20 protein-coding genes and 1 pseudogene are annotated in these 24,663 nt (G+C 54.0%); 11 read left to right on the forward strand and 10 right to left on the reverse strand.

Going from position 1 to position 24,663, the window contains the following annotated elements; translation table 11 throughout:
- Nucleotides 1-436 precede the first annotated feature (436 nt).
- The gene (locus BOA8489_RS10345; RefSeq protein WP_093973941.1) at nucleotides 437-3,757 is read left to right on the forward strand and encodes a transglutaminase family protein; all 3,321 of its coding nucleotides are present in this window, start codon (nucleotides 437-439) and stop codon (nucleotides 3,755-3,757) included.
- A gap of 6 nt (nucleotides 3,758-3,763) precedes the next feature.
- On the opposite strand, the gene BOA8489_RS10350 is transcribed toward BOA8489_RS10345, so the two are convergent.
- From BOA8489_RS10350 to BOA8489_RS10375, 7 genes and pseudogenes are all read right to left on the reverse strand, one after another.
- Entirely contained in the window at nucleotides 3,764-4,546 is a 783-nt protein-coding gene (locus tag BOA8489_RS10350; protein ID WP_245813780.1) for a zinc-binding metallopeptidase family protein, read from the reverse strand.
- 6 nt (nucleotides 4,547-4,552) lie between these two features.
- Nucleotides 4,553-4,909, reverse strand: a pseudogene (locus BOA8489_RS20765) (zinc-ribbon domain-containing protein); the annotation flags it as partial.
- A 90-nt stretch (nucleotides 4,910-4,999) separates the two neighbouring features.
- Nucleotides 5,000-6,187, reverse strand: a complete 1,188-nt coding sequence (gene rhmD / locus BOA8489_RS10355) for an L-rhamnonate dehydratase (RefSeq protein WP_093973943.1) — start codon at nucleotides 6,185-6,187, stop codon at nucleotides 5,000-5,002.
- A complete protein-coding gene (rhaM, locus tag BOA8489_RS10360; RefSeq protein WP_093973944.1) occupies nucleotides 6,184-6,501 on the reverse strand; it encodes an L-rhamnose mutarotase in 318 nt (105 codons plus the stop codon). Before rhaM ends, rhmD begins: the two co-directional genes overlap by 4 nt.
- The gene (locus tag BOA8489_RS10365; protein ID WP_093973945.1) at nucleotides 6,494-7,309 is read right to left on the reverse strand and encodes a FadR/GntR family transcriptional regulator; all 816 of its coding nucleotides are present in this window, start codon (nucleotides 7,307-7,309) and stop codon (nucleotides 6,494-6,496) included. The genes rhaM and BOA8489_RS10365 overlap by 8 nt, the downstream gene beginning before the upstream one ends.
- Nucleotides 7,310-7,324: 15 nt before the next feature.
- Nucleotides 7,325-8,200, reverse strand: a complete 876-nt coding sequence (locus tag BOA8489_RS10370; RefSeq protein WP_093973946.1) for an amidohydrolase family protein — start codon at nucleotides 8,198-8,200, stop codon at nucleotides 7,325-7,327.
- 3 nt (nucleotides 8,201-8,203) lie between these two features.
- Nucleotides 8,204-9,379: an L-rhamnonate dehydratase gene (locus BOA8489_RS10375; protein ID WP_093974024.1), complete on the reverse strand. Its 1,176-nt coding sequence runs from the start codon at nucleotides 9,377-9,379 to the stop codon at nucleotides 8,204-8,206.
- 122 nt (nucleotides 9,380-9,501) lie between these two features.
- On the opposite strand from BOA8489_RS10375, the gene BOA8489_RS10380 reads away from it, so the two are divergent.
- The 9 genes from BOA8489_RS10380 (at nucleotide 9,502) to BOA8489_RS10420 (ending at nucleotide 19,121) form a co-directional block, all read left to right on the forward strand.
- Nucleotides 9,502-10,617 carry an aldo/keto reductase gene (locus BOA8489_RS10380; RefSeq protein WP_217897944.1) on the forward strand — a complete coding sequence of 372 codons (1,116 nt, stop codon included), beginning with the start codon at nucleotides 9,502-9,504 and terminating at the stop codon, nucleotides 10,615-10,617.
- Nucleotides 10,614-12,125, forward strand: a complete 1,512-nt coding sequence (locus BOA8489_RS10385) for a sugar ABC transporter ATP-binding protein (RefSeq protein WP_176440267.1) — start codon at nucleotides 10,614-10,616, stop codon at nucleotides 12,123-12,125. Before BOA8489_RS10380 ends, BOA8489_RS10385 begins: the two co-directional genes overlap by 4 nt.
- Entirely contained in the window at nucleotides 12,122-13,108 is a 987-nt protein-coding gene (locus BOA8489_RS10390; RefSeq protein WP_217897945.1) for an ABC transporter permease, read from the forward strand. Before BOA8489_RS10385 ends, BOA8489_RS10390 begins: the two co-directional genes overlap by 4 nt.
- The gene (locus BOA8489_RS10395) at nucleotides 13,105-14,094 is read left to right on the forward strand and encodes an ABC transporter permease (RefSeq protein WP_093973949.1); all 990 of its coding nucleotides are present in this window, start codon (nucleotides 13,105-13,107) and stop codon (nucleotides 14,092-14,094) included. The genes BOA8489_RS10390 and BOA8489_RS10395 overlap by 4 nt, the downstream gene beginning before the upstream one ends.
- Nucleotides 14,095-14,152: 58 nt before the next feature.
- Nucleotides 14,153-15,148 (forward strand): substrate-binding domain-containing protein, encoded by a 996-nt coding sequence (locus BOA8489_RS10400; protein WP_093973950.1) that lies wholly within the window; start codon nucleotides 14,153-14,155, stop codon nucleotides 15,146-15,148.
- Nucleotides 15,149-15,541: 393 nt separating this feature from the next.
- On the forward strand, nucleotides 15,542-16,204 hold the full coding sequence (locus tag BOA8489_RS10405; RefSeq protein ID WP_093974026.1) for a lysophospholipid acyltransferase family protein: 663 nt from the start codon (nucleotides 15,542-15,544) through the stop codon (nucleotides 16,202-16,204).
- Nucleotides 16,204-17,148, forward strand: a complete 945-nt coding sequence (locus BOA8489_RS10410; protein ID WP_093973951.1) for a phosphatidate cytidylyltransferase — start codon at nucleotides 16,204-16,206, stop codon at nucleotides 17,146-17,148. The genes BOA8489_RS10405 and BOA8489_RS10410 overlap by 1 nt, the downstream gene beginning before the upstream one ends.
- A 432-nt stretch (nucleotides 17,149-17,580) precedes the next feature.
- Nucleotides 17,581-18,240, forward strand: coding sequence for an FHA domain-containing protein (locus BOA8489_RS10415; RefSeq protein ID WP_093973952.1), 660 nt, complete (start codon nucleotides 17,581-17,583; stop codon nucleotides 18,238-18,240).
- Entirely contained in the window at nucleotides 18,237-19,121 is an 885-nt protein-coding gene (locus tag BOA8489_RS10420; protein WP_093973953.1) for a PP2C family protein-serine/threonine phosphatase, read from the forward strand. Before BOA8489_RS10415 ends, BOA8489_RS10420 begins: the two co-directional genes overlap by 4 nt.
- 458 nt (nucleotides 19,122-19,579) lie before the next feature.
- On the opposite strand, the gene BOA8489_RS10425 is transcribed toward BOA8489_RS10420, so the two are convergent.
- From BOA8489_RS10425 to BOA8489_RS10435, 3 genes are all read right to left on the reverse strand, one after another.
- Nucleotides 19,580-21,016, reverse strand: coding sequence for a TRAP transporter large permease (locus tag BOA8489_RS10425; RefSeq protein ID WP_093973954.1), 1,437 nt, complete (start codon nucleotides 21,014-21,016; stop codon nucleotides 19,580-19,582).
- Nucleotides 21,017-21,019: 3 nt separating this feature from the next.
- On the reverse strand, nucleotides 21,020-21,823 hold the full coding sequence (locus BOA8489_RS10430) for a TRAP transporter small permease subunit (RefSeq protein WP_093973955.1): 804 nt from the start codon (nucleotides 21,821-21,823) through the stop codon (nucleotides 21,020-21,022).
- A gap of 85 nt (nucleotides 21,824-21,908) precedes the next feature.
- Nucleotides 21,909-22,958 carry a TRAP transporter substrate-binding protein gene (locus tag BOA8489_RS10435; RefSeq protein WP_093973956.1) on the reverse strand — a complete coding sequence of 350 codons (1,050 nt, stop codon included), beginning with the start codon at nucleotides 22,956-22,958 and terminating at the stop codon, nucleotides 21,909-21,911.
- A 494-nt stretch (nucleotides 22,959-23,452) separates the two neighbouring features.
- Here BOA8489_RS10435 and BOA8489_RS10440 point away from each other — a divergent pair, with 494 nt between their 5' ends.
- Complete coding sequence (locus tag BOA8489_RS10440) at nucleotides 23,453-24,661, forward strand: DegT/DnrJ/EryC1/StrS family aminotransferase (protein WP_093973957.1); 1,209 nt, start codon at nucleotides 23,453-23,455, stop codon at nucleotides 24,659-24,661.
- The last annotated feature ends 2 nt before the right edge of the window (nucleotides 24,662-24,663 follow it).

Raw genomic sequence — 24,663 nt, forward strand, 5'->3', positions numbered from 1 at the left:
CAGAGACACTGAGGACTGTTTGTTCTCTCTGTCTTGCTCTAATCCCGCTTTCTGGCCAGATGAGCGTCTCTGGTGGGGCTATCTTTGCACTGTGAAAGGTTCCTTTACACGCGTAAGGACGGGAAGGGCGCAAGACATTCTCCGTATCTGGCGGGAAACTTCCAGCCGTGGTCTATCGGTTCCGGAAGACACGAGCGAAACTGATCAGTGGTAGCAAGAAGTCACTGAAGTTACGCTGCAAAATGCCCAGATATCGATGAGTGGCTCAATATCAGTTTTGTCACGTGGGCTGGACATCGATGGCCATTCCGGATTTGGGATAATGATGCGAAAGACACTAGTATAAGAGTTTGGCGGAACGCATTCGAAGCGTGAGAGCCTCGATCTGATTTGGACTATCGAAACAAGATGCACCGAGGGTGCCGGAAAGAACAAAATGTCAATCAAAGCTGCCATTTATCACCTTACGCATTACAAGTACGACCGTCCCGTTTCATTGGCGCCGCAAGTGATCCGCCTGCGGCCTGCGCCGCACAGCAGGACGCGGGTGATTTCGCATGCGCTTCGAGTTTCGCCGTCAGATCATTTCGTGAATTACCAGCAGGACCCCTATGGCAACTGGCTGGCTCGTTTCGTTTTTCCTAATCCGGTCAATGAGTTGAAGATCGAGGTTGATTTGACCGCCGACATGACTGTCTATAACCCTTTTGACTTTTTTGTCGAAGAGAGCGCCGAAGAGTGGCCGTTCTCGTATTCTGAAGATATCTCTCCCGACCTCGTGATCTACAAAACACCTGAACCGTCTGGCCCGCTTCTGAACGCTTTTCTGAAGACGATCGACCCAAGTCCGAAGCGCACCGTTGATTTCGTCGTCGGGTTAAATGCTCAACTTGCGCAAGATATCGGCTATGTGATCCGCATGGAGCCCGGTGTGCAGACGCCGGAAGAAACACTCCAAACAGCAAAAGGTTCGTGCCGCGATACAAGCTGGCTTCTCGTCCAGATCCTGCGCAACCTCGGTTTCGCTGCGCGGTTCGTTTCGGGTTACCTGATTCAGTTGAAACCCGACCTTGTCGCACTTGATGGACCTGCCGGAACTGACAAGGATTTCACGGACCTCCACGCTTGGTGCGAGGTTTATCTGCCCGGGGCGGGTTGGATCGGTCTTGATCCAACATCCGGGCTCTTGACCGGTGAAAGTCACATTCCTCTTGCTGCAACGCCTCATTATAGAAATGCCGCGCCGATTTCCGGTGCCGCCAGTTTTGCGGAAGTCGATTTCAGTTTCGATATGCAAGTTGACCGCGTGGCCGAACATCCTCGCATTACCAGACCTTTTTCGGACGACTCCTGGGAAGCGTTGGACGAAATGGGTGCCAAGGTTGATGCTTCGCTTGCTGCCGGAGACGTGCGTCTGACGATGGGAGGCGAGCCGACATTTGTGTCGATCGATGATTTCGAGGCAGAGGAATGGAATACTTCCGCGGTCGGGCCTACTAAGCGCGGGCTTGCGGACAGCCTGATCCGGAAGCTTCGCGATCAGTTTGCCCCCAGCGGCTTTTTGCACTTTGGTCAGGGCAAATGGTACCCTGGTGAAACGCTGCCTCGCTGGACCTTTTCGCTTTATTGGAGGAGGGACGGACATCCGATCTGGTCAGACGATAGCCTGATCGCGCGCGAGGACGTCGAAAGCGGTGCCAAGCCGGAGCAGGCCGAGATGCTGTTGCACCACATCGCGCAGGAACTGGGCTTGGCCAATGACTATGTCGTGCCGGCGTACGAGGATCCGGCGGTCTGGATTACAAAAGAAGCCGAGCTTCCCTACAACGTGACTCCGCAGGACTCTAAGCTGGAGGACGCTGAAGAGAGAAGCCGCATTGCGCGCGTCTTTGCGAGGGGGCTCACGAAACCGTCGGGTTACATCTTGCCTGTCCAGCGTTGGCAGGCCAAGGCCACTGGTCCTGCGTGGCGTTCGGAGAAATGGAAGACACGACGCGACAACATTTTCCTTGTACCGGGAGACAGTCCCGTAGGTTATCGTCTGCCGCTTGGAACGCTGCCGCATGTTCCGGCTTCGAATTATCCCTACATTAACCCGCAAGACCCGACAGTTCCCCGCGATCCTCTGCTGGAACCTGATGTCGCAGAGGCGGAACGTGAACAAAAACGGGCATCCTTCACGGCGAGCGAGGCGGTTCAGGAACGCGTCGAACAAGAACTGGGTGAACTTGGCGGCAGCGTGCGCACGGCGTTGTCAGTCGAATTCCGTGATGGGCGTTTGTGTATCTTCATGCCGCCTGTCGAAAAGCTTGAGGATTATCTTGATCTAGTGGCCGCTGCCGAAAGGGCCGCCAAGGCCTTGAACCTGCCAATACATATCGAGGGGTATGCGCCGCCACACGATCCCCGCATGAACGTGATCCGCGTTGCGCCTGACCCGGGCGTAATCGAAGTGAACGTCCATCCGGCCTCGACCTGGGCGGAGTGCGTGAACATCACCGAGACGGTCTACGAGGCCGCGCGCCAGACACGACTGGGTGCGGATGCATTCATGATTGACGGCAAGCACACTGGGACGGGCGGGGGCAACCATGTTGTCGTCGGGGGCGCGACGCCAAATGACAGCCCGTTTATCCGAAGACCTGATCTGCTCAAGAGTGTGATCCTGTTCTGGCAACGTCACCCCAGCATGTCCTACTTGTTCTCAGGGCTCTTTATCGGGCCGACCAGTCAGGCGCCACGCATTGACGAGGCGCGCCATGACAGTTTGTACGAACTTGAGATCGCGCTTGGACAGATCCCCAAGCCAGGCTCCGCCAACCCGGCGACACCGTGGTTACCGGATCGCTTGCTTCGCAACATCCTGACAGACGTTACCGGAAATACGCATCGGGCGGAGATTTGCATCGACAAGATGTTCTCGCCCGATGGACCGACCGGCCGTTTGGGTTTGGTAGAGTTCCGCGGATTTGAAATGCCTCCGAACCCACGGATGAGCCTTGCCCAGCAACTGCTCATTCGCGCGATTATCGCACGTCTGTGGCACTCGCCTTTGGACGGCAATCTCACGAGGTGGGGGACCAGTCTTCATGACCGTTTCATGCTGCCGCATTTCGTGTGGGAGGATTTCAAGGACATGTTGCGCGATCTTGCGGCTCACGGTTTCGATATGCGCCCGGAGTGGTTTGAAGCACAGGCTGAATTCCGGTTTCCGTTTTGCGGAGAGGTCGATCATGACGGCGTGAAGCTAGAGATACGACAGGCGCTGGAACCTTGGCACGTGTTGGGTGAAACCGGCGCGATCGGTGGAACAGTACGCTATACGGATAGTTCGACTGAAAGGCTTCAGGTGAAACTGGAAGCACCGGACCACGAACGGTACCGCGTCCATTGCAACAAGCGCAAAGTCCCATTGAGAGAGACCGCCCAGCGTGGAGTGAGTGTGGGTGGCGTTCGTTACAAGGCGTGGCAGCCGTCCAGCGCATTGCATCCGGTTTTGCCGGTAGACGCGCCTTTGGTTTTTGACATCTATGATACATGGACCGGGCGCGCGGTCGGTGGATGCAAATACCATGTCGCGCATCCGGGAGGGCGTAATTACGACACGTTCCCGGTCAATGGCAATGAAGCTGAGGCCCGCCGTCTGGCGAGGTTCGAGGCGCATGGACATTCGCCAGGCGACTATATTCCACAGTCAGAGGTGCCACATCCGGAGTTCCCTTTCACGCTCGATCTAAGGCGTGCTCCCGAGATCTGATCGAAGCTACTGCGCCTCGATCAGGTCATGAATGAATTTCAGTTTGTTTGAAATCACCGGTGTCCACACGAAGGGGTAGTAGTCGCGCAATCCCATCGCGCGGTTCATGGCGTTCATGGCAACTGTCAGGGGGATCCAGTGTTCGATGAGCTTTTCGAGATCGGACACATGGTAGGGGTTGTCGAGTTGAACAAGGTGTTGTGCGCCAACCCGCGTTGGTTTTGGATTGATACCGTAGGCATAGGCTGTCTCTAGTCCTCCGACCATGTGGAGGTAATGAGCCCAGGTTTCCGCGAAATCCTCCCAAGGGTGCGCACAGGCGTAGGCACTGACGTAGGATTGCTGCCAGTCTTGCCGGGGGCCATTGGCGTAATGTGCTTTCAATGCATCGCCGTAGTCCTGGCGCTCATCGCCGAATGTGGCGCGACAGGCGTTCTTGAGATCTTCGGAGACGACGAGCTTATCCCAGTAGTAATGCGCGACTTCATGTCGAAAATGTCCGATCAGGGTCCGATATGGTTCTCCCAGGGCCGTCCGGTTCTTTTCGCGGATCGCATCGTCAGCCTCTTCGATGTTGATCGTTATACAGCCACTGGCATGTCCGGTAACTACGCGCTCATTCTTGCCATCGGGACGCATCTCGTCGCCCAAAAACTCGAATTTCAATGACCCTTCGATACCGTCCGGTTCACGCGCCAGTGGCAGGCCGAACTTGAACAGCCCATAGAACAAGCGCCTCTTTGCGCGTTCCAACCGGGCCCATTGCCGAGTGTTTGTTGGGTCGGACATATCGGGAATTTTCGTAGTGTGGAGGCAAGAAACGCATAGTCCGCTTTGGTCGCCGATCTCTCGCAACCAGTTGCAGCCGATTACTTCGCGGTTCGTACAGCACTCTCTGTTCCAGGCACCAAGATTATCAGGTCCCAGCGCAGCCCATTCATCTTCGAGCGGTGCATAGGCCAAGCCAGAGAAGCAATTGACGCATTGGGTATTGTTGAAATGAACTTGATTTTCACATGTGGGGCACAAGAAAATACGCAATTTTCGTTCACCTCCTTTGGAGCAAGAAAATCTTGAGGCAGGTGTCCTGCGTGAGCCATGAGCTATATGCGCAATTCTTTGATCGCAACAGATAGGCAGGTCCCTTTTCACGCGGATTCAAACGACGCATTTGTTCTCTTTGGTCCGGACTTTGGCTCGGGCGACCCGACTTGTCGTGTTCTGTACGAACAGCAGATCGAGTCAGTGTCGTAGTGGCTTCAAGACTTCCCGATCACGAATATTCATTCCAAAACCCGGAGCGTGCGAGAGCGTAAGCTTGCCATTTTCGGGCACATCTTCGCCTTCGAAGAGGTCACCAAACACGGGTAGTATCGTGCGCCCGTCGCGACTGGTGGCCACATACTCGCATAGTGGAGCGGAGGTTTGGCTGGCAATGAAATGGTAGGAGTAAGGGCCGCTGCCATGCGGAATGATCGGGATATCAAGAGTTGAGGCATGCCCTGCAATCTTCAGGAGTTCGGTCAGTCCACCGACCCACATGACGTCAGGCTGCAAGACGTCGATCAGTCGTTCTTCGATGAGCGACCGAAAGCCGTAGCGTGTGTATTCGTGTTCTCCCGTTGTCCATTTCAGCTTGGGATGGGCCTGACGAATACGGCGGTAGCCCTCCACATCTTCCGGCGAAAGCACCTCTTCCCACCAATAGATATTGATGTCTTTGCAAGCTTCGGCAAGTTCAATGGCGTAGGGCACGTTCAACGACATGTAGCAATCGACCATCAGCGGAAAATCCGGGCCGATTGCTTCGCGATGCGCGCGCAGATAGGCGACATTGCTGGCAAGCCCTTCGTCTCCATCGGTCGGGCTATGAGGCAAGGGCACTTTTGCACCCCAAAATCCCATTCCCTTGATCGCGCTGGCATCCGGGCCGGTGCAATAAAAGGAGATTTCGTCACGTGTCAAACCGCCGATGAGATTGTAGACCGGTTCGCTTCTGATCTTGCCAAGCAAATCCCAGAGCGCGAGATCGACCGCGCTGATTGCCATGACCGTAATACCCTTGCGGCCATAGGGTAGGGATGCTCGGTACATCTGGTCCCAGATCAGATTAGTATTTCGCGCATCTTGTCCGACGAGAAAGCGACTGAAATGGTTTTCGATCAGCCAGCCTGCGGGGAACCCGCCTGTGCCGGTCGCAACCCCCACAGTGCCGTCATCCGCTTCAATCTCGACCACGATCGAGCCAAGAACCCCAATCCCCCAAGACGTTCGTTTCTCACGATAGTCCGCGTAGCCAGACATCGGGTTGGAAATGAGAGAGTCGACTAGCCAATGCTCACCGTCGCCTTGGTTAAAATAGTCACCGCCCTTGCTGGACTTGGACACAATCCAAACCCGAACATTCTTGATGCGAAATGCCCGGCTCATGGAAGATAGAAGACACGTTTGAGGGGGATTTGCGTTGGCACATTTTCTGCGTTTGTTTCCATGATGTCTGCCATATGGGCCCACCAGCGCTTTACGATCTCCATGTCGGGAAGCGCGTCCATCGTATGATCGTCCGTGCGTGTGAGAAGTCCGAAGAGGTGATTGCTTTCGGGGTCGAGCCAAATGGAATAGTCCGATACCCCTGCCTCTTTAAGCGCCTGAGCAAGTTCGGGAAAAATCTCGTCATGGCGTTTCTCGTAATCTTCGGCGAAGCCTTCGAAGAGGTTCATGCGAAAGGCGATCTGTTCAGCCATCTTTTTGCTCCGGTAGTTCATGGATCGCGCGCAGCGTTGTGGCAAGCACATGGTCCAGGTGCTCGCGGTACTGTGCGACTGCAGTTTTTGCGTCGCGCATTGCAATCGCCTCAGCTACGCGACAGTGCTGATCGACCGAGATTTCGATAACGCCAGGTGTTGCGCTGGCAATCCGACGGGCGTCGATCGCGACGTTGTAAAGGCCTTCGGAAATGGTGGAAAGAATCTGATTATTTGCGCCTGCGTTTATCGCTTGATGGTACTCGGCATCCAGAAGTCTGAAGCCGATTGGATCTTCTGTAAATCCGCGTCCGTCGACTCCAAGCGACTTGATGCGCTCGCATTGTTCATCACTGGCGCGCTCGGCGCAGAACCTGACCAATTCAAGCTCGACGACCGCTCGGGCTTCGAACTGCGTATGAATATCATCGTCGGAAACCGACAAGAGGACGTTGAATGGCGTCACCAGTCGGGTGGGTGACAGGTCGGTAACAGTATATCTTCCACCCTGACGGCTTTCGAGAATTCCCATAAGCGTCAGAGCTTTCAACGCTTCTCGCAGCGGTGGGCGGCTGATTCCAAGAGCAACACACATCTGCTGTTCCGTCGGCATCTTGTCGCCCGCCTTCAGGTTGCCGGACTTGATCATCGCAAGGATGCGATTCGACACTTGTTCGGAAATCGACGCGCGCGCAAGCGTGCCTCCGATTGCACTCACGTCCGGCTCCTTCGCGTTTTGAGCGATCACCATCGCGGCAAAGGCTTCACCCACGGACTTCGTGTCCTTTGTTTTTGTCGTCTCAGCCACAAAATTTCCCGTCTGCTAAAGCCCTAGTCGATAAAACGTATTTGCGTTGTCGCGATAAAACGCCCTCAATTCTTTTTCGCTCGCCCCTACCAGGGCGTTGTCCAGAGTTTCTACCCATCGCGGCAAACTCGTCGCCTGCAAGCATATCGGCCAGTCACCGGCATAGATTGTCCGCCCAAAACCGAATGTCTCGATTGTCGCGTCGATATAAGGTCTGAGATCCTTGTCCGTCCAGTTTGCGGGGTCTGCGTAGGGTGGCAGATCCGAAAGCTTGATCCACATGTTGGGGTGCGTGGCAAGGTCACGGATATCATCTCGGAACTGAGCCAAGGCGCCTTCTCTTATTCCGGGCTTTCCACAGTGATCGAGGATCATCGGAACATTCGGAATATGCTGGACGAACTCGCGGATGATATCCATTTGCGTGAAATTCACGTTTATCTCGAAGTGCCATCCAAATTCGTGAAGCAAGTTCACGCCCTCGATGAAATCTGGCGAGAGGGTCAGACCGCGCGGGTCATCGTCAAACTCCATTATTCGGCGGATACCTTTTACCGAGGAGTGGTTTGCATTCATCTCGGAAAGCATCGGCAAGACGCGGGAGCCCCATTCCAAGGGAGCCATCGGGACAATACCTTTGATCCGAGGGTCGCGCCGGGCGCTGTCTTCCACGAATTTGATCTCGTCGATGTACTGCCCGCCCGTTTCAGTGAAGTCGGCAAAGCACTCAACGAACACCATTGCTTCGACTTCGACGTCGCCACAATCACGCTGGTAGTCTTCTATTTGATAAGACTTGCCAAAAAGCGGGTGACCCTCGAACGCGGAGTACTTGAGACGGTCCATGTCCCAGATGTGCAGGTGCGTATCAATGATCGGAAAGTCTGGCATGCTTCAGCTCGTCAGTTTGAATTCTGTGGGATCCGGGGACTTGAGAGTGAGCCCGAACCCGGCTGCGTGGTCATCGAGGTCAATGAACCCGTTTTGAGCTTCGGCCTCGCCATCGAAGATGTACCAGAAAAGCTCGTTTCCGACCTCGACTGGAACCTTCGGGAAGTACTCTGACATGGGGCCGGCGTAAGATGACATCGTGATGTGATAGTTATGCATCTGGCCAGCATGAGGAATGACTGCGACATCGTTGGCTTCGCACAGGGAGGTGATTTTCTTTGCAGCCGTAATTCCGCCGACGCGATTGACGTCGAACTGAGCGATGTCAAAGGCACCCAACTCCAATGCTTGTCGAAAGCCGTGAAGCGTGTATTCGTGCTCGCCGCCCGAGATCGCGACTTTGTTCATGGCTCGAAGATTGGCGTATCCCGCAAGATCGTCCGAGATCACCGGTTCTTCGACCCACCGCATGTTCAAGGGTTCGAGCAGGCGCAGCATTCGTTTCGTGTATTCGACGTTCCAGCCCATGTAGGCGTCGCCCATGATATCCACGTCCGGTCCAACTGCTTCGCGGACGGTCTTGACCAAATCGATGTTCTTGTTGATGCCGGCAAGACCGTCTTTCGGACCCCAGCCAAACCTTAACTTCACAGCCTTAAAACCCTGATCCGAATAGGTTTTGGCTTCCGCATAGAGTGTTTCGAGTGGCTGACTGTAAAGGCGGCTGGCATAGACCGGAATCTTGGATTTCGTACGCCCACCAAGAAGCTTGAAGACGGGTTGGTTCAGGATTTTGCCTTTTGCATCCCAAAGCGCGAGATCGACCGCGGAAATGGCTGTCATGCCAATGCCTTTGCGCCCGAAAGGGAGCGTTCGACGATACATGGATTCCCACAGATACTCAGTATCCATTGGATCGGCCCCAATCAAAAGAGGCTTCAAATAGTTATCTATCGTGGCTTTGCAGGCGTGCGGTGCAAGTGCCGCGTTGCCTATCCCAACGGTTCCGTCGTCGCACTCGATCTCGACGATCAGCCATCCCAGAAAACGAAAGCCTGCGATTGAGCCTGACACGTCAGAGACCAAGTCTCCCGCTGTTGTGCAGAAATGAGGCGGCATCGGCGCCACTGGTCCAACCCACTCCCAAATGGTCGTCCTTATGTCGGTGATGCGCGCCATTTTGAGCTTAGACTCCTCATGCTTGCGTGTGGCCAACGTCACTGGATGCTTTGCGAAAAAGTGGCGTACCGGCTTTCGGTCATTCCGCAGGTATTGCTTTGGTTTGGCGTCTGAATAAAAACTTGTCAAACAAATTTTTGTCTGACAAATATACATTGAGGGCAGGAAATCGCCCATCGTCAGGGAGGGTAGGAGCCATGGAAAGTCGTGTTAGCACGCGCCGCAAGGTTGCTTGTACTTCCTTAGAGCTCCCGATGCTCGGTATGGGGACCGCGCATGTGGGCGAGTTATATGGCATTGTTGAAGAGGGTGCAGCGCATGCCACTTTTCAGGCTGGTTGGGATGGAGGAGTTCGTTATTTCGACACAGCTCCCTGGTATGGGCGTGGTCTGTCCGAGCACAGGCTTGGAGGCTTCCTGCGCACCAAGCCGCGCACGGACTTCTTTGTCACCACAAAGGTTGGGCGCACGCTGCATCGTCCGGCGAACCCCGCGACCTTTAGTCGTGATCCGTGGAAGGGTGGTCTGAATTTTGAAGTCAAATTTGACTATTCCTACGACGGCATAATGAGATCTTATGAACAAGCCCTTCAGCGGCTTGCGCTCGACACTGTGGACGCGCTGGTAATTCACGATCTGGACATTGGATATCACGACGCTGAAACGTTGGATCGCCACACAAGTGCGCTTTCAGAGGCCGGCATGAAAGCTTTGGATGAGCTGAAATCCTCAGGAGATATCAAGGCTTTCGGAATGGGAATTAACATGAAAGAGCAGCTTGCGGATTTGGCTCAGAGGGTTGATCTGGACTTCGCGCTGGTTGCCATGCCCTACACGCTTATTGATCAAGAGAGTTTGCATACCGGAATGAAAGCCTGCCTTGATCGCGGCGTCAGCGTGATTGTGGGAGCGCCTTTTGCGTCAGGAATTCTGGCTACCGGAACAAAAGGGGCCCTGCATTACAACTATGGCGCAGCCGATGAAGCGATTGTTGAGAAAGTTCGCAGTATGGAAGCTGTTTGCGCGACCCATGGAGTTTCTTTGCCCGCAGCGGCACTGCAGTTTCCGCTGGCGCATCCGGCCGCTGTTTCCGTTATTCCCGGAGCGGCGAAGCCTGAAGAAGTTACCGCAAATATCCGCGCAATTGATGAGGTGATCCCGAGCGAGTTCTGGGCAGAGCTTAAATCACATGGATTGATCGTCGCGGATGCACCAGTGCCCGAAGGGTCAAATGCATGAAGAGAGAGCCCTCCATGTTGGTCGAAGCGCGGGGTATCTCAAAGCAGTTCGGCGGTGTCGAAGTACTGAGCGATGTCGATCTTGATCTTCATGCAGGTGAAATTCACGCCCTCCTGGGCGAGAACGGAGCAGGGAAGTCTACATTCGCTAAAATCCTGGCTGGCGTTCATCGTCCCACACGAGGCACATTGAAGCTGAATGGCAGTAAGGTTGACGTCACCAACCCTATTGCTGCGCAAAAGCTTGGAATTGCTCTTATTCATCAAGAACCCATTTCGTTCCCGGATCTGTCAATCGCGGAAAATATCGTTATGGGGCGGCAGGGTGGCGGGCTGCTATCGCGGGTGCCATGGGCCAAGATCATTGCGGATGCGCGACAGTATCTTGATATGCTCGGCGTTTCTCTCGATGTCACGCTTCCGATGCGAGGGCTCTCGATTGCAAACCAGCAAATGGTCGAGATTGCGCGATCGCTGGCGTCGGATAGCAAGCTGATTATCATGGATGAGCCGACGGCACCGCTTACGCCGCGGGAAGTCGATACTCTTTTCAATATTGCGCGGCGTTTGCGTGAAGAAGGGCGGACGATCATCTTCATCTCTCATCGTTTGGAAGAGGTTCGGATGCTTTGTGACCGCGTGACGATTTTCCGTGACGGCGCGCACATCTCGACCCAGAAGATCGACGATATTTCCGACGAAGACATCATCAAGCTGATGATTGGGCGCACATTGAAAAAGTTCATGCGCAAACATGTCGCCGAGATTGGCGATATCGCGATGGAGGTTTCGGAACTCAGCCGTCCCGGTGCCTTTGAAGACGTGAGTTTCACCCTGCGTCGCGGCGAGATCATTGGTCTTGGTGGTCTTGTCGGTGCAGGGCGCACCGACGTGGCTCGGGCGCTTTTTGGCGTAGAGCCGGCCATATCCGGGCATATCAGGATTAACGGCGTTGATGCGATGATACATACGCCAACAGACGCGATTGATCTGGGCCTGGCGTTTGTACCAGAAGACCGGGCAGGTCACGGGATATTTGCGACCCTTTCCGTCGAACACAACCTGACTGCAGCGGTGCCGGGCAAAATCGCTCCGAGCGGTTTCATCAGCCGCAGTCTCGAGCGTGAAATTTCGCGCAAAGCGGTGGATGATTTATCTATACGTTTGGCTTCATTGCGTCAGCCGATTGCCGAACTCTCTGGTGGCAATCAACAAAAGGCAATTCTGGCGCGTTGGCTCTTGACCGAGCCTGATATCCTGATCCTAGACGAGCCAACCCGCGGCATCGATATTGGCGTGAAGGCGGAGTTCTACGACATGATCGGTGACTTGGCGGAGCAGGGGCGTGCCATTCTGCTGATCTCGTCCGAATTGCCCGAACTTTTGTCGCTTTGTGACAGAATACTCGTAATGTCAGAAGGTCGTATTACTGCCGAAATACCGAGAGAGGAAGCGACGCAAGAAAACATCATGCAGGCAGCCGTGCCCCGAAAAGGAGTGGCAGCTTGACACTGGTACGCTCGATCCTTTTGCGGCGTGAAGCTGGTATCGTTGTCATGATCTTCGCGTTTTGCCTCGCCGTTGGCCTTTACAAACCACACTTCCTGACCGTGCAAAGCCTGCGGATTATCCTTCTTCTGGTGCCATTGATCATGATCGGTGCGATGGCGCAGATGTTGGTGCTGGTGGCGCGACACGTTGATTTGTCGATCGGCTCGATACTTGGGTTCTCGGCGATGGTTGTTGGCCTGATGTATCGCGAGTTCCCTGATATCTACTGGCTTGTCGGTTTTCCGGTCGCCATTTTGACCGGAGCGTTTCTGGGGCTCGGCAACGGGCTTTTGGTGACGATCTTCAGGCTGCCGTCCATTATCGTGACATTGGGCACCTTGAGCCTGTATCGCGGATTGACCTTCATTATCTCGGACGCACGCCAGATCAACCGATCCGTCATCCCGACCGAACTCAAGGCGATGTCTCGGACTTCGCCGATTTTTGATATTCCATGGATCATCTTGATCGCCTTCGGCGTCGCATTGATGACCTACGTTGTTGCCCGTCACACTCAGCTTGGGCGCCAAATATATGCCCTTGGTTCAAACCCCGAGGCTGCGCCATTGCGTGGCATCGATGTCGCCAAGGTCACCTTGGTCGTGTTCACACTTGCAGGCGCTTTGAGCGGGCTTGCCGGAATTCTTTATGCAAGTCGATGGGGATTTGTGAACCCTTCCAATACGGGTGCCGGCTTTGAATTTCAGGTGATCGCTGCGGTGGTGATTGGCGGAGTGTCGATCAACGGCGGTGTCGGAACAGTCAGCGGGACAGTTCTGGGTGTTCTGCTTTTAGGATGCGTTTCAGCCGCACTACCATTGCTTGGCATTCCCGGGTCCACGCAGAATGCGATCTATGGCGCGGTCATTCTTATCGCCTTGTTGATTGACAGATCGGTCAGGCAACGCGGTGTGACAAGTTTGTCGAGGGCTGCGTCATGATGAACTCTACCCCGGCACCGACACGCGAACTCGCCCCAGCGCGGCCAACATGGCACATCGTTTTGGTGCGCCCTGAAACAATGACTTTTCTCCTTCTCCTCTTCGGGCTGGTTGGCGCAAGTTTTTTGTCACCGTTCTTTTTGGACGCAGGTTACATCCTTCGAAGCTTCACACTGACCGCCGAAATGTCGATTGTTGCGCTTGTCCTCACGATGGTCGTGATCTCGGGCGAGATCGACCTGTCCCCCGCTGCCAACATGGCGCTATCGGCCTGTATTTTCGCCTGGGTTCAGGACGCAGGTGTTCCGCTTCCAATTGCCGTGATTGTCGGGCTTTTGGCGGGATTGGCGATGGGCGCGCTTAATGCCTTCATGTCGATCCGGATGCAGTTGCCCTCGATTATTGTGACGATCGGTACCCTGATTTTTTTCCGAGGTCTGGCACAGGTGATCGCCGGCGACCGGTCCATTCGTGTTCCCGATAGTTTTATCGGGATCAACAACGTCATGATTGCGGGTATCCCGCTTCCGGTCGTGATCTTCGTACTTGTTGCAATCTTGCTTGGACTGGTCCTTGGGACGACTGCAGTTGGCCGTCAGATCTATCAGATCGGAACAAATCAGCAGGCTGCTCTGCACGCAGGCATCAATGCCAAGAAGATCAAAGTGGGTTTGTTTCTGGTGCTTGGATTAGTCAGCGCGGCCGCTGGGATCATGGCCGCATCGCGCCTCGGGTCGGTAAGGTACGACCTGGTGCTTGGTGGTGAATTGCAAATGGTCCTAATGGCAATGCTTGGCGGCACCTACATTTTTGGCGGGCGCGGAACGATTTTGGGAACATTTCTGGCTGCGTGGCTGCTTGTAATCGTTTCGACTGGCATGACGGTCGCCAACTTGCTGCCAGCCATCCAGCTGACTGTACTTGGCATTTTATTAATCGTTGCAATTATCGCGACCAATTTCATTTACGCCCGAACCCAACGCTAAAGGGCAAACCAAAGGCTCAACTGCCTGAACCTGAAAACTGCAACTGGAGGAAAAAAAGATGTTAAAGAAATCACTACTCGCGGCGACAGCCGTACTTACACTGACTGCGGGCACCTCGACTGCCGAAGACATCGATATCGTCTTCGTCGGAAAGAACACCGGCAATCCATATTTCGACTCGCTCACTCAAGGCTTTGTGGATGCGTGCGAAGTTATCGCATGTAATTTCGAGTTCGTGGCTCCGGCCACTGCTGAAGCCACCTCCCAAATTCCTTTCCTGGAGGCTCAAATTCAGCGCGGAGTAGATGTGATAGCCATCTCGCCAAACTCGCCTGACGCTTTGAACCAGGTGTTCCAATCCGCCCGCGATCAGGGGATCATTGTTCTGACCGTGAACGGTGACATCACTGGCAACGAGCAGTTCCGGGACGCAACGATCCTTCCAACAGACTTCACCAAAGTGGGCGCGGATCAGATCGAAATGGTCGGCTCTCTTATCGGGTACGAGGGTGAAATTGCCATTCTTTCTGCAACGACCGAAGCTCCTGATCAGAACTTCTGGATTGAAGGCATGAACGAGACGCTCGCCAATGATCCGAAGTACGCCAACATGACACTGGTTGCGACGGTCTACGGGGATGACCAGCCTGAGAAGTCGACCACGGAAATGGAAGCTCTTCTGGCGAACTTTCCTAATCTGAAAGGCGTGATTGCACCGACAACCGTCGGCATCGCGGCGGCTGCTCAGGTCGTGCAAAGCCGTGGTATTGCGGATCAGGTGAAAGTCACTGGCCTTGGGCTGCCTTCCGAGATGCGCGAGTTCGTCAAGGATGGGACTGTCGAAGGTTTCCAGCTTTGGTCACCTTACAACGAAGGTTGGTTGGCTTCCTACTTTGCGGTTGGTTTGAAAAACGGGACGATGACCAACGAAGTGGGTGGCACGTTTGAGGTTCCAAATCTTGGGACAATCACTATTAACGAGGGAAATTCGATCAATACTCAAGCGGCACTTACCACGTTTAACGCCGACAACATTGACGACTTCGACTTCTAAAAGAAACGGGCGGGTGCCGCAACGGCGCCCGCCAACTTCTGCATAGAGGATACGATGAACACCTGTGACTTCCAGGGTCGCATCGCCGTGACGCCAGAGGTTGCAGAGACGAAAATTGCGCTCAGCAGAACCCTGAATTCCTGAAACAGATCGTGTCCAAAATCCCGCGAGTTCGCATGGTTGAACCGCGGGAAACCGTTTCAATGATCTGCTTTTGGGCCTGCAAGGAAAATCCGTTCATCGCCGGCGCGGTCTTTGATTTGTCAAGCGATCGCGAAACCTACTGATACTCAAAAACGTGTCAAAACGAAGAACTTGGTTCTTTGGCGCCCGGGTTCCCTGACGAAAAGACGCGGCCTTCCTTTTCGTGGTTTTCTGCGCCACAACTTGTTTATGGCAAATCTCGCATCTCTTCTGCGGCGCGTCGCAGCCCGCATGGTCGGGCACACCTTGGCGCTTGTCGCACGGTTCATCACGGCCGTGCGCGCTGACTGGCGAGGTATTGAGCCTGTTGCAAAGCAGCGTGTCTATTATGCCAATCATGTTAGCAACGCTGACATGCCCATGATCTGGACCGTCCTCCCAGGACATATTCGCAGGCAAACCAGACCAGTGGCAGCGGCTGACTACTGGCTTCAAAACAGGCTTCGGGCGTTTGTCGGGCCAGAGGTTTTCAACTGCGTTCTTGTTGACCGCCGCCCGGAGGCGCGCACCGAGGATCCAATGGAAAAGATCATCGAAGCACTGGATGAGGGATCTTCTCTGATCATCTTTCCGGAAGGTAACCGGAACATGACGGATGAACCACTTCTGCCCTTCCGAGCAGGTCTCTACAATATGGGCAAGGCGCGACCTGACGTGGATCTTGTTCCGACATGGATTGCGAATCTGAACGAGATCATGCCCAAAGGCGAAATCATTCCGTTGCCGCTGATATGTACAGTGACGTTCGGAGCCCCAATCCACGTCGAAGACGGAGAATCCAAGGACGCATTCCTGAAGCGGGCAGCTAGCGCATTGGTCGCGCTTTCGACCCCGCAGAGGGGATTTGACTGATGGCCAGCCAGACTACGCTTGATATTCTGCTTCTTAGCTTTGGCGTCTTCGGGCTTCTCATCGCGCTTACACTACTGGGCGAGTTTTTGCGTGCTCGCCTTCCCGTCGGTCAGACCAATCCAGTTGTTGAGGCCTTTATGGTGCGGGTTCACTCTTGGTGGGGTCTGACCATTGTTCTGTCGTTGGCGGTGTTGAGCGGAAAGGCCGGCGTCATTCTCCTTTTTGGCTTCGTGAGCTTTGCGGCATTACGTGAATTCCTGACGTTTACCAGCAAGCGACAGGCCGATCACCTTTCGCTGGTCCTTGCATTTTTTGTGATCTTGCCACTTCAATATGTTTTCGTCGCGTTTGACTGGATTGGCCTGTTCACGGTTCTTGTGCCTGTCTACGCATTTCTCCTTTTGCCCATCATCAGCGCTCTGAGAGGAGATACCAACCGGTTCCTAATCCGTGTGGCGGAAACACAATGGGCCCTGATGATCTGCGTTTATTGCATCAGTCATGTTCCGGCGCTTTTGACGTATGACATGCCAGATGGATCGGATCGCTCGATCTTGCTTATCGTTTTCTTTGCGATGGTGGTGCAATTGGGGGATCTCTTCGAGTATTACGCCGGCCGCACTTTTGGACGCCGCAAAATTGCTCCGGGGCTGTCTCCGAAGACGCTGACTGGTCTCTTGGCAGGTGTCCTTGGCGCTGCCGTAGTAGGGGCGGTTTTAAGCTGGATTACTCCGTTTGGCGTTGCGGGTGCGGCCGCGATGGCTGCGCTGGCATCAATCACTGGTATGTTTGGCAGTATCGTTTTCGCCGCGATCAAAAGTGACAAGAGCGTCAAGGATTGGTCGCACCTCATTCCGGGGCAGGGTGGTTTCCTCGACCAATTGGACAGCGTAATTTTTGCAGCACCCGTGTTCTATCATGTGACGCATTTGGTATGGGGGTGAAGATTAGCTCGCCGAAACAACCGCCAAAACGTTACTTGGATGGTTTGCCGCCGGGATAAAACCCTATGATGTTTTGCGCCTCCCTGTTTCACTCGTGCGGCGGGCCTCAAACAGCGCGTAGCGTTTGGTGCAATGAGCGGTCAAATCCAACGCTAGCTTTGTAAGTTTGCTCACGGATTTGGTCCAATGAGACGGCCGTAAGTGCCTCAAAGTTCACTTAAAGCAATCTCCGTTTTGCCAACTTTCCTGCATACCACTGAAGGTTAACGGGTAGGTTCTACCTGTCACAAAAGGATCGCGAATGGCGTGCGTCGAGCAATTGACCAACTTCCAGAACGCTGCATTTTGCGCGAACTCTTTAACTGTGGAGGCATCCCCTTTCGGACAACAGAAAGCGATGAAGGGGAATTCACCTGAGCTTATGTGGTATGCATGGCGATCTTGATCAATCTGCAGAGGCTGTTCGCGCGCGATACTACAGGCCCGTTGCCTGAACCTGAAACGATGCCAGACGCGAACGAGACTACGCAGACAATTGACAATGTTGTGGGCATAGACGCCGCCAAAATCGGCGGCCCCGTCGGGACAACAAATACGAACGGCGATCCGTCTGGGCGACCAAGTGGTCGCAGCGGTCGTGTGCGCACGAGGCTTTTACCAGAGGGTGAAGAGGACAAGCCGTATTCACCCGGTGAAGGTTCGGACCACAACGGGGGTGGGCAAGTGCGTCGTCCGGTCGGATGGCTAGTGATAATTGACGGTCCCGGAACTGGAGACTGGTTCGCTCTGGAAAGCGGACTGACCCATTTGGGGCGCGGCGCGGACCAGAATGTCTGTATCGACTTCGGGGATCAGACCATTTCGCGTCAAAGCCATGCGTTTATCACTTATGATATTGCGCACCACCGTCTACAACTCAGCCATGGCGAGAGCAGAAACCGCACACGGCTGAACGGCGTTGTGGTTGACGGTAAAGTTGCGTTGACCCACGGCGACAGCATCTCAATTGGCAAGACGACTCTGCGGATTGCGGTATTCTGCGACGATCAATTCAGCTGGCCTCCCATAATCGACAAAGGAGGATCGAAATGACCTCACAAACATACGCTCGTTATGATGTGGCCACGGCCCTTGGGCAGGGCATGCGGGAAATACAGGAAGACGCTGTTGTGACGGATTTCCCGGCAGGTATGGACGTCGGCTTCGTGGTTCTTGCGGATGGCATGGGCGGGCACGCGGCCGGCGAGATCGCCAGTTTGATCCTTGTGACTGAAGTGTTCGCCGAGCTTAAATTCAAGCTGGCTGATTTGAAAAAACATGAAGAGCATATCCCGGCAATTCTGAAAAACGCAGCGATGACTTCCAATGCATGCATCCGCGACTACGTTTCAGAAAACCCCGGCAATTACGGAATGGGCGCTACTCTGGTGGCGCCATTGCTGATTGAAGACCGCCTGTATTGGATTTCTGTTGGGGACTCGCCGCTTTACCTACAGCGCGGCGGAAAAATTCGGCAGTTGAATGAAGATCACTCGATGGCACCGGAAATTGATGGCATGGTATCTTCGGGATTGCTATCGCCCGAGGAGGCTCTTGATCATCCTGACCGAAATTGCCTCCGTTCAGTGCTGCTGGGTGATAGCGTGGCCAAGATCGACTGCCCCCAAGACCCTTTGCAAGTGGAGGAAGGCGACATAATCTTGGTTGCCAGTGACGGACTTCAATCCTTGCGCGATTCCGAGATTTCCACCGTTCTGCGAGAGAACGAGGAGCGTTCGGCGACAGAGATTGCGTTTGCGCTTCTCAAGACAGTGAATGCGCTGAAGGATCCCGATCAGGACAATATTTCAATCTCAATAATCAAAGTGAACCGCTCGCAGGCGGCGTCGATGATTGTCCCTCAATATCGCTCGCGTCGCGCTGCCGGGGCCATGTCTCAAACGCGATTGCTTTCATTCTACGGCAAGAACTGAGTCCAGCAGCTTTCCAATTGCTCTGAGTAGTTTGTTTGCGAACAGTGCTTCGTCTTCCGAACCGCTTATCTGCGCCTCTGATCTGACATCGCCCAACATTGTGATAGCCGCAGCGTGTAATAACCCGCCGCTATTGAGGTATTCATCTATCGTATGCTGTCCTTACAAAAGGACGGTACCGGCCGGAAGTTCATTACGAACGTCTAGGTGAAGAGTTCCGCGGCTTTCGCAGGAGCTATCTAAATTGATCACTTCGTTGCGCTGCAAGATTCCGTCTCCCGTCGGGTTGTACTCAAGTCACGGCAACAGGCCCCCGACACTTCCTCGTTAATTCCCGTTCAAGGAGAGAATGTGACTAGAATTAAGTAGGTTGTGGATCTGTTCGGACCAAACGAAAAACGGCCCCCGATAGGGAGCCGCTTCATACTTTTTCTTGCTGTTCAGCAGGACGCGTTTGGCTAGTTTCCGTAAGCCACCGATGGCAGCCAGGTCACAAGGGCCGGGAACTCGAAAACGATAAACAGGCCGAGGATTTGCAGAAGAACAAACGGGATCACACCTTTGTAGATATGAGCGATTGTCACACCTGGCGGGCAGACGCCCTTCAAATAGAACAGAGCAAATCCCACAGGTGGCGTCAAAAACGACGTTTGTAATGTCACGGCCACCAATATCGCGAACCAGGTCACGACTGGTTCCGCAACCTGATTGAAGTCCGGGATGTCGCCTTCGATACCGAGACCCTGAATAATTGGAAGCATCAGTGGCATGATGATAATCGTTATCTCGATCCAATCGAGCAGGAACCCTAGTAGGAAGATTATGAACAGGATGAACAAGATAACCGAGTAGGGGTCGCTGAAAACCGATAAGACCAAACCTTCGATGATCTCATCTCCACCATACCGACGCAGGATGAAAGCAAAGAAATTGGCGGCCAAGAAGATACCGACAATGTAGCCGGATGTGTTCAAAGTCGAACGACTTACTTCTTTCAGGACCTTGAAGTTAAGTCTTCTGTTGGCAAGCGCCAGAAGTGTCGCCCCCAAGGCGCCCAAGCCAGAGGCTTCGGTCGGCGTTGCGATACCTCCAAAAATCGAGCCAAGCACGAGAAGGATAAGAAACATCGGCGGGACGACCGCCTTCAACACTTCAAACACAACCGGCCAGCCAACCTCCTCGGTTTTCTCCGGAGGTGGCATCGAGTCGGGCTTGATCAGGCCATAAATGACGATGAACGTGATATAGAGTGCACCTAGTATTAGTCCCGGAAAGAGGGCGCCCATGAACAGGTCACCAAGGCTGATAGCCAATTGGTCCGACATGATTACCAACATGATGGATGGCGGAATGAGAATACCAAGTGTGCCGGCCGACGCGATGGTGCCCGTCGCGATCGGTTTTGAGTAGTTCTGCGCCATCATGGCAGGCAGCGCCATGACACCAAGAAGGGTAACGGACGCACCGATAACACCGGTTGATGCTGCAAGAATGATCCCGATCAACAATACCGTTAGCGACAAGCCGCCTCGTAGTCCGCCAAATAGCTTCTGCATCGCATGCATCATGCGCTGAGCGACCCCGGATTGATCCAGCATCAAACCCATGAAGATGAACATTGGCAGAGCGACAAGAACTGGATTCTTAACTGTGCTGCCGAAAATCCGTCCCGAAAGTGCCCCAAGTTTTTGATAATCAATCCCTGTGCGGTCAAATTCGATAAGACCGCGGAAAAAACTGCGGTTAGGATCGAGGAACACCTCGGCAATCACCACGAATACAAGGCTGACCCCGACAAGAGCCATCGCAACCGGAATGCCGCGGAACAGCATCCAGATGAACGTCAAGAACATCGCAATGACCGCGATTTCGTTAAGTGTCAGTAGTTCAAACATGGTTTACGACCCTGCCTTGCGCGATGTGTCCAAAGCGCGAAGTGCGAGGACGAGGATAGGCGCCAAGATCAGTGCCGCCACAACTGTATATGTGAGCTCGTAAGGGCCAAATTCGATTTCGCCGAATGCCGGGCCTCTGCTGATATCGCGGTTTGAGGTTCCCTCTTCTGCAAGAAGAGACATCGTGAGGTACAAGCCATAATAAATTGTCAGATTGAGCAACAGGAAGGTTGCCGGAAAAGCCGCCCAGAGTTGCCTCCAAAGCTTCGGCTCATGCAGGCGTTTGAGGTTTCTCACAATGGCAGACCAGCAGGCGATGCCGATGAAAACAAACGCTGCGTTCATGAAACATTTCAAAATCCATAGGTTATGCAGCCCGTTCGGGCTGTCAGAACCCTCGTCGGCGCGGACGGAACTTACCGCATAGTCGTAAGTCACATCCCAGGACAGAATAATGAAGGGCAGGAAAAGCCACCCGATTGCAAAGAGGTTGGTGCGCGTCTTTTTGTCTTCGGGGAAGTTGTCGTAAAGGATATCGACGCGCACGTGGCTATCAGTTGTCACCGCGTATCCGACGCCCATCAGGACGGCTGCACCATAAAGCCACCACTGCAAATCATCGAGCCAGGCTTGGTTCATTCCGTTGTTGCGCAGGATGACCTGTGCGGTGATAGCCACCATCAAGATCGGGAAGAGCCATGCGGCGATATTCGAGAGTTGGACGACAAAGCGGTCGCCCCTGTTGTGTTCGTCGCGCCCGACCTCACCGGGATCGGATATTGCAACGATTTCTTCGACGTTATCCATGATGAGATCCCTCGGGGTTCTTGGTGCGTCGCGCAAAAGGGGCAGCAACTGGCTGCCCCTCTCGTTCAATATTTAGCCAGCAATATCAGTTGCGTGGACGCTTAAGATAAATGTTGTCGCTCCAGACTTTGTACCCTTCGCGGAATTCCTGAAGGTCAGCCCATACTTCTGCAAAAAATTCATCTTCGGCGGCCAATTCGGCCGCAACTTCAGTCCATGCACCTTCGAATGCATCAAGCATCTCGTCAGGCCACTGGCGGATCGTCACGCCATTTTTTTCTACGTTCTCGACCATTGCTCCGAAGTTGACGGCTTCGCCTTCGGCGTAGTTCGTGGTGATGTTCGCAAGACAAGCGACTTCGATCTGCTTTTGAGACTTCTCGTCAAGATCTTCCCAAACATCCTTGTTGATCAACAATTCGAACATGGTTGCAGGCTGGTGCCAGCCGGGGAAGTAGTTATTTGACGCGATGTTGTAGAAGCCGAGACGCTGGTCGATGAGCGGCATCGAGAATTCCGTCGCATCGATCGCACCGCGCTCGAGTGCCGGGAAGATGTCTCCCGCCGCCAGAAGCGATGTCGACACACCAAGGCGCTGCATGACTTCCGCGCCGAGGCCAAAGAAACGCATGTTCAAGCCTTCGAGATCAGCGACCGAGTTGATTGGTTCTTTGAACCAACCGGATGTTTCCGGTGCGATGATGCCGCAAGGAAGCACCTTAACGTTATAACCGTTCTGGTCATACATCCGCTGGAACAGCTCGTGTCCATCATCATAAAGCATCCATGCGAGGAACTCGCCGGCTTCCGGACCGAATGGAACGGCAGCGAAAAGCGATGCAGAAGTGATCTTTCCCTGCCAATAACCAGAGGTCGTATAGGCCGCATCGACTGAACCGCCGGAAACAGCGTCGAGAGCTTCCAGCGTCGGCACGAGCTCGCCCGGATCAAAGTGTTCGAACTCCACGTCGCTGGCGATGCTGTTGATTTTCTCAACGAAGTCGACGCCGGCTGTGCCGAGGATTGGAAGGTTGCGCGAAAACGCGGACGTCATTTCGATGACTTCCTGCGCCTGTGCAGTACCGCCGGTTGCCATAACGGCAGCAAGCCCCGCCGCGATTGTTTTGTTTCTCATAGTTTTCCTCCGGTTTAACACCCATTCTTGGGCAGTTTTGGTAAACTTTCCGAACCAATAGCCCAAAGCTTTGGATTCAGATAGCCTGTTTTTTTTGGTCAGTTAGTGCGTCCGCTTACTTTTCCGCCCATTTCGGACGTCGCAAATGCACAAGCAGAACTCATGCACATGTCAGTAAGTGTCCGTTGGCTAAATCCCCCCTGCACCCAAGCCGAGTGCGTCTTCGTATAAGCTCTCCTGGAAGCGATCTTTGAATTCTTGTGCTTTTCCCAGTTTCCCCAAAGTAGGAGAAAAATCAACTTTGTCCACTTCCTATTTAGACGTCGCCAGCAAGCCAACGAAAACGACGGGCTCCCGTGATCACTTCAAAGCCTCATCAAGGTGAATTTTCTGGAATTGAAGGGTGAAATGCTCTATTTTTCAAAGAGCTGCAGTTGCTAGACGCAGCACTTATCAAGAACCAGATAACGCTGAGAAGACCATCCGGGGCCCATATGACAGTCAAAGCTTTTCAGGGAAGTTTTACCCAGCAGGAACCACTTCCAGCTGCGGCAATTCAAGCGGCTAGCGCGGTATTGTCGGGCGGCAGGCTGCATAGATACGGGAATGCCCAAGGAGAGATTTCGCAGGCCGCCGCGTTAGAGGAGGCTTTTGCAAATTGGCAAGGTGCGCAATTTTGTCTTGCGCTAACATCCGGTGGTCAGGCGCTTCAGATTGCGCTTCGGGCTGTGACAGTTTGTCCGGGGGATCTTGTATTAACCAATGCCTTCACATTGGCCCCCGTGCCCGGCGCAATCGCAGCCGTAGGTGCAAAGGCCGTTCTTGTCGAATCGTCTGATGACCTGACAATTGATCTAGATGATCTGGAGGCGAAGGCCCGCAGTTCAGGCGCGCGCGTCCTGCTTTTGTCGCATATGCGCGGACATATTGCAGACATGGATAGGGTCGTGGATATCTGTGATCGCTTCAAGGTGGCCTTGGTTGAGGACTGCGCTCATACGATGGGCGCGCGATTTGCCGATAAGCGATCCGGCAGCCATGGCGTGGTTTCGTGTTTTTCGACCCAGACTTATAAGCATATCAATTCGGGTGAAGGTGGTTTTCTGACCACCGACAACGTTGAGATTGCCGCGCGTGCAACAATGCTTTCGGGCAGCTACATGAATTTCATGCGCCATGGAGCCGGGCCAGAAGAAGCCGCCTATGAGAAAGTACGTTACGAAACCCCCAATATGTCTGCGCGGATGGACAATCTGCGCGCGTCGATCCTTATACCTCAACTTGCGGATCTGGATGAGAATGTCCGACGCTGGAATAAGCGTCACTCGGTCTTGGTTGAAGCATTGTTCGGCGTCGAAGGTGTTGAAATGCCCAAAGGTCATCCAAAGATGGTGCGGGTTGGGTCTTCGTTTCAGTTCAGACTGCCTAAGGCGAGCGATGAGAAATGCAGAAGTCTGGTGGCCCAAGCGGCGGCGCTGGGGGTTGAATTGAAGTGGTTTGGAGCAGCCGAACCAGTGGGCTTCACCTCGAACCATAAGAGCTGGCGGTATCTTCAGTCGCAGTATCTCCCAATAACAGACGAGATCTTGCGCACCTTGTTTGACATGCGGGTACCACTGACGTTCTCACTTGAGAACTGCGCTCATATTGGACGTATCCTGCGATACGTTATGGAAACTGAGATCGCGTTCGATCCTGCCTGAAG

This window comes from Boseongicola aestuarii (genome assembly GCF_900184815.1).
Classification (GTDB): domain Bacteria; phylum Pseudomonadota; class Alphaproteobacteria; order Rhodobacterales; family Rhodobacteraceae; genus Boseongicola; species Boseongicola aestuarii.